General features: G+C 61.7%; 14 protein-coding genes. 8 read left to right on the top strand and 6 right to left on the bottom strand.

Annotated features, from left to right (window positions below; genetic code table 11):
* Positions 1-136 precede the first annotated feature (136 nt).
* From V1278_RS21610 to V1278_RS21595, 4 genes are all read left to right on the top strand, one after another.
* Positions 137-916: an outer membrane protein gene (locus V1278_RS21610; protein WP_334362814.1), complete on the top strand. Its 780-nt coding sequence runs from the start codon at positions 137-139 to the stop codon at positions 914-916.
* A gap of 278 nt (positions 917-1,194) precedes the next feature.
* Positions 1,195-1,851, top strand: a complete 657-nt coding sequence (locus V1278_RS21605; protein ID WP_334382139.1) for an outer membrane protein — start codon at positions 1,195-1,197, stop codon at positions 1,849-1,851.
* Positions 1,852-2,128: 277 nt separating this feature from the next.
* On the top strand, positions 2,129-5,110 hold the full coding sequence (gene uvrA / locus V1278_RS21600) for an excinuclease ABC subunit UvrA (RefSeq protein ID WP_334382138.1): 2,982 nt from the start codon (positions 2,129-2,131) through the stop codon (positions 5,108-5,110).
* A gap of 6 nt (positions 5,111-5,116) precedes the next feature.
* Positions 5,117-5,902: a hypothetical protein gene (locus V1278_RS21595; protein ID WP_334382137.1), complete on the top strand. Its 786-nt coding sequence runs from the start codon at positions 5,117-5,119 to the stop codon at positions 5,900-5,902.
* A gap of 93 nt (positions 5,903-5,995) precedes the next feature.
* Here V1278_RS21595 and V1278_RS21590 read toward each other — a convergent pair whose 3' ends face one another.
* Both V1278_RS21590 and V1278_RS21585 read right to left on the bottom strand, forming a co-directional pair.
* Entirely contained in the window at positions 5,996-6,322 is a 327-nt protein-coding gene (locus V1278_RS21590; protein ID WP_334362818.1) for a PRC-barrel domain-containing protein, read from the bottom strand.
* A 252-nt stretch (positions 6,323-6,574) separates the two neighbouring features.
* The gene (locus V1278_RS21585; protein ID WP_334382136.1) at positions 6,575-7,345 is read right to left on the bottom strand and encodes an AAA family ATPase; all 771 of its coding nucleotides are present in this window, start codon (positions 7,343-7,345) and stop codon (positions 6,575-6,577) included.
* Between the two features lie 79 nt (positions 7,346-7,424).
* On the opposite strand from V1278_RS21585, the gene V1278_RS21580 reads away from it, so the two are divergent.
* Positions 7,425-7,748 carry a hypothetical protein gene (locus V1278_RS21580; RefSeq protein WP_334362820.1) on the top strand — a complete coding sequence of 108 codons (324 nt, stop codon included), beginning with the start codon at positions 7,425-7,427 and terminating at the stop codon, positions 7,746-7,748.
* 325 nt (positions 7,749-8,073) lie between these two features.
* On the top strand, positions 8,074-8,739 hold the full coding sequence (locus V1278_RS21575) for an outer membrane protein (protein WP_334362821.1): 666 nt from the start codon (positions 8,074-8,076) through the stop codon (positions 8,737-8,739).
* A 154-nt stretch (positions 8,740-8,893) separates the two neighbouring features.
* On the opposite strand, the gene V1278_RS21570 is transcribed toward V1278_RS21575, so the two are convergent.
* Together V1278_RS21570 and V1278_RS21565 are read right to left on the bottom strand one after the other, a co-directional pair.
* Positions 8,894-9,751 (bottom strand): PCC domain-containing protein, encoded by an 858-nt coding sequence (locus V1278_RS21570; protein ID WP_334362822.1) that lies wholly within the window; start codon positions 9,749-9,751, stop codon positions 8,894-8,896.
* Positions 9,752-9,755: 4 nt separating this feature from the next.
* A complete protein-coding gene (locus V1278_RS21565; protein WP_442893749.1) occupies positions 9,756-11,393 on the bottom strand; it encodes an acyl-CoA synthetase in 1,638 nt (545 codons plus the stop codon).
* Positions 11,394-11,526: 133 nt separating this feature from the next.
* Between V1278_RS21565 and V1278_RS21560 the strand changes: the two genes are divergently transcribed.
* Positions 11,527-11,670 (top strand): hypothetical protein, encoded by a 144-nt coding sequence (locus V1278_RS21560; protein ID WP_334362825.1) that lies wholly within the window; start codon positions 11,527-11,529, stop codon positions 11,668-11,670.
* 63 nt (positions 11,671-11,733) lie between these two features.
* On the opposite strand, the gene V1278_RS21555 is transcribed toward V1278_RS21560, so the two are convergent.
* On the bottom strand, positions 11,734-12,135 hold the full coding sequence (locus tag V1278_RS21555) for an SPW repeat protein (RefSeq protein ID WP_334362826.1): 402 nt from the start codon (positions 12,133-12,135) through the stop codon (positions 11,734-11,736).
* A 382-nt stretch (positions 12,136-12,517) separates the two neighbouring features.
* Here V1278_RS21555 and V1278_RS21550 point away from each other — a divergent pair, with 382 nt between their 5' ends.
* Positions 12,518-12,790 (top strand): GNAT family N-acetyltransferase, encoded by a 273-nt coding sequence (locus V1278_RS21550; protein WP_334362827.1) that lies wholly within the window; start codon positions 12,518-12,520, stop codon positions 12,788-12,790.
* 157 nt (positions 12,791-12,947) lie between these two features.
* On the opposite strand, the gene V1278_RS21545 is transcribed toward V1278_RS21550, so the two are convergent.
* On the bottom strand, positions 12,948-13,739 hold the full coding sequence (locus V1278_RS21545) for a fumarylacetoacetate hydrolase family protein (RefSeq protein ID WP_334362828.1): 792 nt from the start codon (positions 13,737-13,739) through the stop codon (positions 12,948-12,950).
* Between the last annotated feature and the right edge of the window lie 40 nt (positions 13,740-13,779).

Here is a 13,779-nt window from a genome sequence, read left to right as displayed (position 1 = left end):
CTTGGTTGGCGCCTGTTGCATCCAGGACACGCCATTTCCGGTCGAGTCGCGCTATAGAATGCTTCAGCGGCGCGGGCGCTCGCGTCACAACAACGCTTCAGGCCTAGCGGGAAGCGGACAAAACTGGGGATAGATCATGAAGAAGTATCTGTTAGCTTCGGTTGCTCTCATTGCGTTCGCTGCACCTGCGGCGGCGGCCGACCTCGCTGCGCGCCCTTACACCAAGGCGCCGCCTGCTCCGGTCGCTGCCGTGTATGATTGGACCGGCTTCTATATCGGTGCCAACGGTGGTTGGGGTTCGGGCCGCAAATGTTGGGACCTCACCGCCGACGCTGGGGGTCCGTTCATTCCGCCCGTGGCCGAAGGCTGCCACGATGCGACTGGCGGCACGGCCGGTGGTCAACTCGGCTACCGCTGGCAGGCCGGCACCTGGGTGTTCGGCGTGGAAGGGCAAGGCAACTGGGCTGACTTCACGGGTTCCAACACAAGTCTGGCCTTTGTCCCTCTCGTCGAGAATGAGTCGAGGATCAACGCGTTCGGGCTGATCACCGGTCAGGTTGGCTATGCCTGGAACAACGTCCTGCTCTACGTAAAGGGCGGTGCTGCGGTGACCAGCGACAAGTACAAGGGGTTCGATGTCGCGACCGGGCTGCTGATCGACAGCGCCAAGGAAACGCGTTGGGGCGGCGTCGTTGGTGCCGGTCTCGAAGTCGGCTTCGCCCCGAACTGGTCGGTTGGCGTCGAGTACAACCACCTGTTCATGGGTGACCGCGACGTCGACTTTGCTGCATCCGGCAACTTTGTTGGTGTTCCGGCCGGCTCGTTTTCGAGGACTAGTAACATCAGCCAGGACGTCGATCTCGTCACGGTCCGCGTCAACTACCGCTGGGGTGGCCCAGTCATCGCGAGGTACTGATCGCAAAGCCAGCGCGGTACTACGGAAAGGCCGGCTTCACGCCGGCCTTTTTGTTTGCGGTGATAACCAGCACTGAAAAGGCCGGCCTTGCGCCGGCCTTTTTGTTTGGTTGTAGACCGGCACACCCGACACCCGGAACGGTTGTATTTCCATGCTTTTGCCGCTGATGTGGTATTTCCGCGACAGCATTTTTCGGGAACTTCGCGCTATATCGCCAAGCAACCTCAAATTGACGGCTGAGGAAAGTTGCGTTGGAGAGCCGCGAAAGGAAAAAGAAAATGAAGAAGATTCTGCTGACCACCACTGGCCTGATCGCGCTTGGGATGGCGCCTGCGATGGCCGCCGATCTCGCTGCTAGGCCCTACACCAAGGCGCCGGCCGCAGCGATTGCGATCAATAACTGGACCGGCTTCTACATCGGTGCGATGGGCGGCTACGCGCAGGAAAACAGCGATGGCATTGGTACGCTCAGCGGCGGCTTCGCCGGCGGCACCGTCGGCTACAATTGGCAGACCGGCCATCTCGTTCTCGGCGTTGAAGCCGATGGCGCCTGGGCTGACGTGGGCGCGACACTGGGCGTTCCCGGCCTAGCTTCGGTTGACTACACGATTCGTTCGATGGGCACCGTTCGCGGCCGCATCGGCTACGCCTTCGATCAGGTCCTGCTCTACGGCACCGGCGGTTACGCATGGTCTGATAACCGCCTGACTGCAACGCTCCTCGGCTTGAGCGCCTCGGACAGCAAATTCCACTCCGGCTGGACTGTCGGTGCCGGTGTCGAAGTCATGTTCGCACCGAAATGGTCGGTCAAGGCTGAGTACCTCTATCGCAGCCTCGAAAGCGCGAACTACTTCACCGGTGCTGTCCCGGGCGGCGTTCCGATCGGAACGATCAATCTCAACAGCGTTCAGGTCGGCGTGAACTACCACTTCTGAGCGCAAAAAACATAAGCCCTTCTGCTAAAGCTGAGGCGCCTCCGTTCCGAGAACCGGAACGGAGGCGCTTCTGTTTGTGAAGTTCGGATCGGAGCTGCTGACTGCTGCTGCCAAAAATATGACAGCACAAACAATCCGTTGATGATTCGCGCGCAGCACTGGAAATTCCCTGCCGTTCTTCCTATGTTCCGACTTTCAATCAACGGCGCCTGATCCCGGTCCCTCGCCGGCAATGCGCGCCCAACGTGGCGCGTGCCTCGCGCCTGGAAATGCCGATATGGATGAAGTGCTAAGGGCGAAGCGCCAACAGAACGCCGGCTCCGCATCGCGTGCGATCACCATACGCGGCGCACGCGAGCACAATCTCAAGAATGTCGATCTCGAGATTCCCCGCGACAAGCTCGTGGTGTTCACCGGCCTCTCCGGCTCCGGCAAATCCTCGCTCGCCTTCGATACCATCTATGCCGAGGGCCAGCGCCGCTACGTCGAATCCCTCTCGGCTTACGCGCGCCAGTTCCTGGAGATGATGCAGAAGCCGGACGTCGACCAGATCGACGGGCTGTCTCCTGCGATCTCGATCGAGCAGAAGACCACGTCGAAGAACCCGCGCTCCACCGTCGGCACCGTCACCGAGATCTACGACTACATGCGCTTGCTATGGGCGCGCGTCGGCGTGCCCTACTCGCCGGCCACGGGATTGCCGATCGAAAGCCAAGTCGTCTCGCAGATGGTCGATCGCGTGCTGGCACTGCCCGAAGGCACTCGGCTCTATCTGCTGGCGCCGGTCGTGCGCGGCCGCAAGGGCGAGTACAAGAAAGAGCTAGCCGAATGGCTCAAGAAGGGTTTTCAGCGCGTCAAGATCGACGGCACTTTCTATGAGCTGTCCGAGGCGCCGGCGCTCGACAAGAAATTCCCGCACGACATCGACGTCGTGGTCGATCGCATCGTGGTCCGTCCCGATCTCGGCCAGCGCCTCGCCGAAAGTTTTGAGACGGCACTGAAGCTCGCCGAGGGGCTCGCCGTGATCGAATATGCCGATGCGCCGGCGGGCGCGCCTGCGGCCGAGGACAAGAAGAAGACCGCCAAGATCCACGACAAGAGCGGGCCGGAGCGGATTCTGTTCTCGGAGAAATTCGCCTGCCCGGTCTCCGGATTCACGATTCCTGAAATCGAGCCGCGGTTGTTCTCGTTCAACAATCCCTATGGCGCCTGCCCTGCCTGCGGCGGCCTCGGCATCGAGCAGCATATCGACGAGGACCTCGTCATTCCCGACAAGGAATTGACCTTACGCAAGGGTGCGATTGCGCCCTGGGCAAAGTCGTCCTCGCCCTACTACATCCAGACGCTGACCGCGCTCGGCAAGTTCTACAAGTTCACGCTCGACACCAAGTGGAAGGACCTGCCGAAGAAGACGCAAGCAGCGCTGCTGCATGGCTCCGGCGACGACGAGATAAAGTTCTCCTACGAGGATGGCGTCCGCTCCTACGATACCAAAAAGCCGTTCGAGGGCGTCATCACCAACCTCGAGCGCCGCTACCGCGAGACCGAGAGCGAATGGGCGCGCGAGGAACTGGCAAAGTATTTCTCCGACATCCCCTGCGAGGCCTGCAAGGGCCATCGGCTCAAGCCCGAGGCGCTCTGCGTCAAGATCGGCGGCAAGCATATCGGCGAGATCTCCGAACTGTCGGTGAAGCGCGCCGGCGAATGGTTCGAAAGCGTGCCGAAGGCGCTCAACGACCAGCAAAACGAGATCGCCGCGCGCGTCTTGAAGGAGATCCGCGAGCGGCTGTCCTTCCTGCTCGACGTCGGCCTGAACTACCTCACGCTCTCCCGCTCTTCCGGCACGCTCTCCGGCGGCGAAAGCCAGCGCATCCGCCTCGCTTCGCAGATCGGCTCCGGGCTGACCGGCGTGCTCTACGTCCTGGACGAGCCCTCGATCGGCCTGCACCAGCGCGACAATGCGCGCCTACTGGAGACGCTGAAGCGGCTGCGCGACCTCGGCAATACCGTGATCGTGGTCGAGCACGACGAGGACGCGATACGTCTAGCGGACTACGTGCTCGACATCGGTCCCGGCGCCGGCATGCATGGCGGCCACATCGTGGCGCAAGGCACGCCCGCCGACATCATGCGGAATCCGAAATCGCTGACCGGCAAATACCTCACCGGCGAGTTGTCGGTGCCGATCCCCGAGCGCCGGCCGCCGAACCATCGCCGCACCATCAAGGTCGTCAACGCCCGCGGCAACAATCTGAAAAACGTCTCGGCGGAAATTCCGTTGGGGCTATTCACCTGCGTTACCGGCGTTTCCGGCGGCGGCAAGTCCACGCTGCTGATCGACACGCTCTACCGTGCCATCGCGCGCAAACTCAACAACGCCAGCGAAGGCGCCGCCCCCCACGACCGCATCGAGGGGCTGGAGCATATCGACAAGATCATCGATATCGATCAGTCGCCGATCGGCCGCACCCCGCGCTCCAACCCTGCAACCTATACCGGCGCCTTCACCCCGATCCGCGAATGGTTTGCCGGCCTGCCCGAAGCCAAGGCGCGCGGCTATGAGCCCGGCCGCTTCTCCTTCAACGTCAAGGGCGGCCGCTGCGAGGCCTGCCAGGGCGACGGCGTCATCAAGATCGAGATGCACTTTTTGCCCGACGTCTACGTCACCTGCGACACCTGCAAGGGCAAGCGCTACAACCGCGAGACGCTCGAGGTCCTGTTCAAGGGCAAGTCGATCTCGGACGTGCTCGACATGACGGTGGAAGAAGCCGCCGAATTCTTCAAGGCGGTGCCGCGTGTGCGCGAAACGTTCAAGACGCTGCACCACGTCGGCCTCGACTACATCCATGTCGGCCAGCAGGCCACCACCCTCTCCGGCGGCGAAGCCCAGCGCGTCAAGCTCGCCAAAGAGCTCTCAAAGCGCGCCACCGGGCGCACGCTCTACATCCTGGACGAGCCGACGACGGGACTGCACTTCCACGACGTGGCAAAGCTCCTGGAAGTGCTGCACGAGCTCGTCGCCCAGGGCAACACGGTCGTCGTGATCGAGCACAACCTCGAGGTCGTCAAGACCGCCGACTGGGTCATCGACCTCGGCCCCGAAGGCGGCGACGGCGGCGGCGAAATCGTCGCCTGGGGCCCGCCGGAGGACATCGTCAAGGCGCCGCGAAGCTATACGGGGAAGTTTCTGGCGCCGGTGCTGAAGAAGGCGGAGGGCAAGCCGCGGAAGAGTGCGGGAGCGAGTGAGGCGGCGGAGTAAGGACGCATGGCCGCAAAGAAACTGGAGCTTCGAAATTTTATCCAGATCGATGAAAAACAGATCGACTCAATCCTGGCTCAGCTTTCAACTTCGTATTCGGTGATTGAGAATCTCAAAGCTAAGTTCGGGTTTTCATATGCGAGCGCTACGTTTGAACTCGAAGCCAACTCAAGAAGAGACACAAGCGTGGTCAGGAAGATTGCTCGACTTGAGCGCTATTTGGAGCGCAACCGTCTCATCAGCACGGCACGCCCACGACGGATGCCGCACGCGCTTTTGAATTCATCCCAATATTGGTGGGTGAAGGAAACATTCACTGCGCGAAGAGTGACTATTCCGGCATCGTCCATACTCAAGACCTCTGGTGCCGAGGTACTGACGGTATGGGTATCTGACCCAAAGCGTGCTCCTAAGCCGAGGCACGAATGGGACTTCACTGGCAGCTTTTTATTCTTACCAACCATGCACTACGACGAAGGAAAGACTAGCACTGTCTGGTCTGGTTGCTCGGCTTTGCGGTTCATCGCAAATGCAGCGCTGGGACAGCCGCTAGCCGCTACCGATCCCAACGAGAGTCTCGGGAGGTTCAGCACTAAGCATCCAATTGAAAAACTCGCTGAACTCAACGCTACGGTGCACGAAGCACGGAGGCTCGAAAGCCTCTATTACGTAAGATACATCACGAACGAACAGACTTACCTAGTGAAGGACCGCGAAGTGAGAGTGAATGATGTAGTCGGTTATCCGATTTACATCTCAGCGTACCCTGAGCTCTTTAGATCCGCTTCATAAGCCTTGGACAGTACGTGGGATTAGTAGAGCGCAGCGAAACCCATCACCGTCGTAAAGCGGTGGGGTTTCGCTACGCTCTACCCCCGTACGGCCCTACACCCCCCAATAATGCGGATGCGGTCGCGAGCGGTCGCCCCAGTCGAAGGCGTCGTCGTCGAGTTCGGACGGGCCTGCGCGCAGATCCTCCAGTGTCACGTCGGATTGGTAGGCCTGACGCGCGGGATCAAATCGGAGTGCGTCCCACCGGATCGGACAATGATGGTGGCTGCCGAGTAGCCCTCCGGTCTTGATCACGGCGTAGGCAACCGTTCCGCTCACCTTGTCGAGCATCAGCCGCTCGATCGAGCCGAGCTTTGTGCCGTCGCGCCCATACACGCTCACGCGCTCGACGCGATCACTAGGCACCAGGGTATGAGGCATGGCGACCTCCCTGCTTTCCCTTGTTCGGTCAATATATAGCACAACAGCGGACCGGCTTGGATGATCCAACCTGCGACAAAGTTTGCAGTTGCTGTGGGATGGGTGGAGCGACTTGTCCGCCCAAGCCCAACGAGCATAGGCGGAAGCGATACCCATCGAAGTTGCCGCGCGATGCACAATGGTGGTTTCGCGGAGCTTATCATCGGGCCGGCCGACAGGCCGGCCCCGTTGGCTCCGCCCACCCACAAACCCTCACTCCTCGATCGCGGCCTGCACAAATCCATCCGGATCGTCGCAAAACTCGCGCAGCACCTTGTAGTGGTCGGTCTCGCGCACCGTCACCGGCTCCAGCCCGTACTTCGTCAGCCGCAGCAGCGTCGCGTTCGGATACGCCATCAGCACTGGCGAATGCGTGGCCATGATGATCTGGCAATGGCCGATCTGGTCCATCCGCCGCATCAGTTTGAGAAACTCGATCTGCCGCGATGGCGACAGCGCGGATTCCGGTTCGTCGAAGATGAAGATGCCCTGGCGCTGGCAGCGCTCCTCGAAGAAACGCAAAAAGCCTTCGCCGTGGGAATGGGAGAGAAAGTCAGGCGGAGGTGGCCCGGGCGTTCCGATGGCGGCCTCATCGAGGTATCGCGCGACGGAGAAAAAACTCTCAGCGCGGAAGAACCAGCCATGGGTGATCTTGGGCAGCCAACTTGCGCGAAGCGCAGTTGACAGCGTGCCACCCATTTTCTCCAACGCCTTCGAATGATCGACGGGCATGTATCCCTTGCCGCCACCGGCTTCGTCGTAGCCGGCGAGCACAGCAATGCCTTCGAGCAAGGTCGATTTGCCGGTGCCGTTCTCGCCGACGATGATCGTGATCGCCTTGTTGAAACTCAGTTCGAACTCATCGCGCAGCAGCGGCAGGCAGAACGGATAGACCTCGCGGTTGGTGATGCGTGCCGGCTGCAGCCAGATGCGCTTGAGGTACGGCGCCGGCAGATTGATCGCACGATTGCGCTTGTAAGCCATGGTTCGCAGCCCCGCGGAACAAAGTCATTCGGAAGGGTTATACAGACAATGCCGCACAATCCTAGATGGTACCCTGCCGATGCCGAGCGCCGCCTACACCCTCTTCCGCAATGCCATCCTCGGCGAGCAGCAGGTCGTCTGCGTTTATGACGGCCGCGTCCGCGAACTATGCCCGCACATCATCGGCGCCAACAAGAGCGGTGAAGAGGTCGTGCTGGCCTGGCAGTTTGCCGGCGAAAGCAGTGGCCCGCTGCCGCAATGGCGCTGCCTGAAGCTCGCGAATGTCAGGGATGCGCGCACGCGCCCGGGCCGCTGGCACGAGGGTCGCTCGCATCGCACGACGCAGACCTGCGTCAACGAGATCGATCTCGACATCAACGTTCACGTTCGAAAGCGGCGCTGACGCGAGGCCTGCCTGCCCTCTCTCTCTCGCGCGCGCGCAAATCGAGAACGCACTCCACGCCACACGTCGCCGCACTGCTGTCGAAATAGCAACCTGTCCGCGCCAATGAGCGAACGCGCTTCGGTCCAATTTTTGCCGGCATACATGACGTATGGTTAACCTGCGAACGACGTTCTCACATCCGCGCAAACGTCGCTTGCAGACGGCTCTTTGGGGGCGCATTCGCGCCCGCTTTCCGAAAACGATACGTCACCATGCCGGTGCAATCGGTCCGCTATGGGGCCTGCAGGGGGTTATACGAGTGTTCAACTTCAGGGGACAAAATATGAAACGACTACTTTTAGCTGGTGTGGCTCTTTCGGTCGCGAGCGCGGCCTCGGCCGCCGACCTTCGGGCGCGGCCCTATCCCAAGGCCGCCCCGGCGACGGTGGTTGCCGCGTATAACTGGTCCGGCTTCTATATCGGCGCGATGGGCGGCTATGGCTGGGAGAGCGAGGGCGATGGCGGCGGCGGCTTCGGCGGCGGCACTATCGGCTACAACTGGCAGCTTCCCGGTAGCCAGTTCGTATTCGGTGTCGAAGTCGACGCCGCCGGCGCCAGCATCAAGGACAGCCTCACCGCAGACATCGGCGGGGGCGTCCTGGCCACGGAGGAACTCAAGATCAACTCGTTCGGCAGCGTGACCGGCCGCGCGGGCTTCGCATTGGATGCGGCCCTCATCTACGCCAAGGGCGGTTTTGCGTGGGCCAACAGAAAGGACTCCCTTTCAGTGCCCGCGCTCGGCGTGTCGCTTTCGGATAGCCAGTCTCACACCGGATACACCATCGGCGGCGGCCTCGAATATTTGTTCACGCCGAACTGGTCGGCCAAGGCCGAATACATGTACACCAGCCTCGGCAGCGAGACCTACAATCTGGGCGGCGACGTGTTTGACTCCGGCACGATCGATTTTCACACCATCAAGGTCGGCGTGAATTATCACTTCAGGTGAGCCGAGAATTGTAACTAATACGAACCGTCGTCACCCGCGAAAGCGGGTGACCCAGTATTCCAGAGACAGCGGTGTTTGGCCGATAAGCCGCGGCGTACTGGATACCCCGCATTCGCGGGGTATGACACCGAGTTTGTAACGAACAACGGACCGCTCAAAGCACCTCGAGCACTAGCTCCATCGTCATCAGCACCGGATTGTCACCGCGCATCAGCCGCCCCTCGGCGATGCCGCCGAGATAATCGACCAGCGCGACATCGAGCTCAGCCTGCAGTATGCCGTCGGCGCCGGGCGCGATCAGGCCGTCCCTGATCGCAAGCTCGGTTGCAAACGGCACCACGGTTCGGCCATCGGTGAAATGGGCGCCGATGGTGGAGCCGACGCCGCCGTGAATCCGCGCACGCAGGAATCCGTGCTGCCGGCAGAACGTCTCCAGCGCCGCTGCAAAATCCTGGTTCGGCCGCAGCCGCAACGCAAAGGCGCGGCTGGTGGTCTCGCCGGCCGTGCTCGCGCACGCCACCGGCCCGAACAATTTGAAATTGGTCTCGGGATCAGGCTCAGCCACAAACATCGCGCCGTCGATGCCGAATGCTTCCACCGCGAACGATTCGGCGACGACGCTTTCCTCTGGAAGAATGTGGCCGCCGTGCAGATGTCCGTCCGTCTCGGTCCACAGCCCGTGGCAATGGAAGAACGGCGCGCCGTCGCGCCCGCCGAGCGTCATCGCGCCGAGCTTCAGTCGCGTGATGCCGGCGGGCCGAAACGTGTCGCTGTAGAACGCGGCATTGGCGCCGGTCTTCGACAGCGCCGGCATCACATAGGCAAACGGCCCGAGTGCCCCTCCCCGCATGCTCAACACGCCGCCGGAAAATCCGGCTTCGGCAAAGCCGCGGCGCGCGGCCTCGAGCAGCGGCAGGCCCGCCTGCAGCGTGAACGAGAACGCCCGTCCCCGCGCCTCAACCCATTGGATGCGCTCGGGCGCGGGCGGCCCGGGCTGCGCGACGCTGCGCATCGCCTCAGCTATCCGTCTTGGAGATAAGGTCAAGCAGTCCCCTCGCCTCCAGTTCATCGCGAACCAGCCGCTTCGGAATCTTGCCGTAACCGGATTTCGGCAGCGCCTCCCAGAAGAAGAAGCGCTTCGGCATTTTGTAGCGCGGCACCTTGGGCGCCAGGAATGCGGCAAGCTCCGCTTCGCTCACGGCGCCAGCGCCCTCGCGCGCGACGCAGACGGCGACGCCGACCTCGCCCCAGAACGCGTCGGGCACGCCAAGCACCGCCACCTCGCCGATCGCGGGATGGGTGAGAATCTTCTCCTCGACCTCGCGCGGATAGATGTTGGAGCCGCCGGAGATGTACATGTCCGAGGCGCGGCCGGTGATGTAGACGAATCCCTCCTCGTCCATGTGGCCGAGATCGCCAGTGCGAAACCAGCCGTCGCGAAACGCCTTCGCGTTGGCCTCGGGGTTGTCATAATAGCCGGCGAACACGGCGGGGCCGATCACGCAGATCTCGCCGGTCTCGAACGGTTTGAGCTCGCGCCCATCATCGCCCTGGATCGACACCTGCATGCCGGTGCGCTCGAAACCGCAGGTGCCGATGCGGGCCTGCGGACCGTCCTCCGTGTCGTGTAGACTGGCCGGCATCACCGTGATGTTGCCAGTGACCTCGCCGAGGCCGAAATACTGCACGAGCACCTTGCCGAGTTTGTTCAGCGCGGCCTTCTGGTCCTCGCGATACATCGGCGCGCCGGCATAGATCACGAAGCGCAGCGAGGAATGATCATATTTGTCGACCGCCGGATGCTCGACCATCATCTTCAAAATCGTCGGCACGGTAAAGATGTTGCTGACGCGATGAGCCTCAATCAACCGGAACGCCTCGGCGATGTCGAATTTTTCCGACGGCAGCAGGATGGTCGGTACGCCGCGCGCCGCCTGCACGAGCTGGTGCACGCCGGCGCCGTGCGACAGCGGCGCGACCACCAGCGAGGCATCCGTCTCTATCGTGCCCGGCATCAAATCGGCGAGATGATTTGTCACCACAAAGGCCATCTGACCATGGGTAAGAACCGCGGCCTTGGAGCGCCCGGTCGTGCCCGAGGTAAAGAAGAACCAGCAGGGATCGTCGTAGTCGACCGCCGCATTCTCGACCTTGGCGCCGGCATGCTCGGCGATCACGTCACTGACTGCCCTCTCGCCGAGGGCGCCCTCGCCGATCCGCCAGATGAATTCGAGCGCCGGATTAGCCGCCGCCGTAGCGTGATCGGGGAAATCGCCATGGCACAAAAAAGCCTTCGCACCGGAGGCGCTGGCGAGATAGGCGGCCTCGTCCGGCATCAGGCGGAAATTGGTCGGCACCCAGACTGCGCCGAGCCGAAACGCCGCGAACATCGACCAGAACATCTCGTCGCAATTTTTGGAATGGACGAGGATGCGGTCGCCCTTGGCGATACCGCGCGCGGCGAGGCCGGCGGCCAGAGCCGACACGGCACCATCGATCTCGCGCCAGGTCCAGGATTTGTCGCCCCAAATGAAGCCAATGCGGTCGCCATGGCGGCGGGCATTCTGGGTCAGCATATACGCCAGATTCATCACCCGGCGCGACATCCGCGCGAGACCGCCGCGCGGGATAGGAATGGTCACCGTTTCAGTCACAGGGAATCAACCATCACGCTTCGGAAAACAGAACATATCATGGCAACGATAGCAGAAAGCCCGCTGTGAGCTCAAATCCGCCGTCGCGGCTTACCGGCCATGATAGTCTCCCCGCCAGCGGGCCGACGTCACCATGATGCAGCCACGCGTTCGCGTCCATAAGCCAGCGCAAATGATTTTCGTCGGCCAATGGAAGATCGACGACATCAAGGGCGCGGTCAACGGCAGCGCGGTCGGTCGCGCGCTGCTCGTCGAGTCGTTCAAGTACCGGGATTGAATCGAGAGCCCGCCAGCCACGTGTGGGGCCGACGGGCTCTCCAGAATCTACTCTCTCCAGAATTTACTGCGGATGATTGGCCAGTTCCTGATCGCTCAAGCGCCAGTCCTGCCAGAGCTGAAGCGCACCCAGCAGGACGACGATTCCACCGAGGGCGACGTGCCAGGCCCGAAGCATGTCGTCACCGGCATAGCCGAACATGAAGGGCGAGGCGGCCAACCAGAGGCCGAGCGCGATCTCCCCCACCTCCTCCCAGCGCTGCAGTGCGACATATTCGAGCTGGGCCAGACCGAAGACCAGCATACCGATGACAAACGTATTGAGGATCATGGTGCTGCGTTCGGCGTCCATCACGTCGTGGCTGGAGAACGGAAACCACGGCGATACCACGATCAGCACGCCAAGCAGCATGCCGAGCCAATCTTCCCATGTGCGATGCTTGCTGATGAAACCAAAGCCCGACATTGTAGACCTCCCCTTGAAAAGAGGCACACGTCGGCGGCCGCGATCACAGCATTTCCGATATCGAACCCAGACCCGGCCGCCTCAGCGGCGTATGTCATTCTAAAGACGTAGGAACCTCACCCCCGGTTGCAAGACCTCGCCGGCAAAGTTCCTGTGCAATTACGCGTCCTTATTGCACTGCACCGAGGCGCTGCGCGCTCTCGCGCTTGCGCCAGCGAGCTCGTTGAGGTGGTCGGTTGCGACGGTATCACCGCGGTGCCCAGCAATGCAGGGGTCAAGGCTCAAGACAGCATATCAGCGAGGCAGTCGTCCGTTCGTCGCCGGTTTGCATCGGCGGGTTCATGTCTCTAAATCGAACGGTGAATCATCCGGGAATCGCTGCATGGCCGCCGTCCGCGACAACAAGACTCAAAACCGCTTCGAACTCGATGTCGATGGCGCCGTGGCGTTCGCGAATTATCGCATCACACCCGCGGCGGTCATCATCACCCATACCGAAACGCCGCGCGCCCTGCGCGGCCGCGGCATCGCTTCTGAGCTGGTCAGGGGCGCCCTCGAACTGATCCGCGCCGACGGACGCAAGGTCATCGCCGGCTGCGGCTTTGTCGTGGATTATCTGCGCAGAAATCCGGAATTTGCCGATCTGACGGGGTGACGTGGCACACCAAAGCACCGTCGTCCCTGCGAACGCACGCCGTGTAGTCAATTGCTGCGCTCGATGAAAGACAACGCGGGCGACATTCTCACCCATCATTGCCTTCCGTGGTCATGGGCCCCTGCTTTCGCAGGGGCGACGGCGATAGCTGGCACTCTCACGTAATCCGGATCGACATATCCGGCAGGCCCTCGAGCTTACACAGGATAACGTCGCCCTTCACGACGGGACCGACATTTTCCGGTGTGCCCGAGTAGATGATGTCACCAGCCTTGAGCTCGAAAGCTTCCGATAGCTTGGCGATTTGCTCCGCCACGTTCCAGATCATATTCCGCAGATCGGAGTTTTGCTTGACGGTGCCATTCACCGCCAGCGAGATCGCGCCCTTGGTAAAATGGCCGGTCTTCGTGGCTGGATGAATCGGCCCGAGCACCGCGGAGCGATCAAAGCTCTTGCCGATTTCCCATGGCTTCTTCTCGTCGCCCATTGCCCGCTGCAGATCGCGCCGCGTCATGTCGAGGCCTAACGCATAGCCGTAGACATGATCGAGTGCCTGCTCCACGGGGATCTTGGTGCCGCCAGATTTCAGCGCCGCCACCAACTCGACCTCATAATGATAGTTCTTGGTGAGCGACGGATACGGATGATCGCCAACCGTTCCGATGGCGACATTCTGGATCGCGTCGGTCGGCTTTTGAAAGAAGAACGGCGGCTCGCGATTGGGATCCGAGCCCATTTCGCGGGCATGCGCGGCATAGTTGCGCCCAATGCAATAGATTCGCCGCACCGGAAAAACATCGGTCTCGCCGACGATGGGTATGGTCGTCGTGCCAACAGGAAAAATCGATTTCGGACCGGCCTGCGCTGCGGCCGTGCCCCCTTGCGCCGCCGTACCCGCCAGCGCCAGCGCGCCCGTGGCCAGAATGGTCCTGCGATCAACATTGCTCATTGGCATCCTCCTTGTTTTATGAGTCTTCTTGTCCGCCTGC

Source organism: Bradyrhizobium sp. AZCC 1577 (assembly GCF_036924575.1).
Classification (GTDB): Bacteria; Pseudomonadota; Alphaproteobacteria; order Rhizobiales; family Xanthobacteraceae; genus Bradyrhizobium.
Note: the sequence above shows the minus strand (reverse complement) of the source record. Positions and strands in the feature narration are given on the sequence as shown.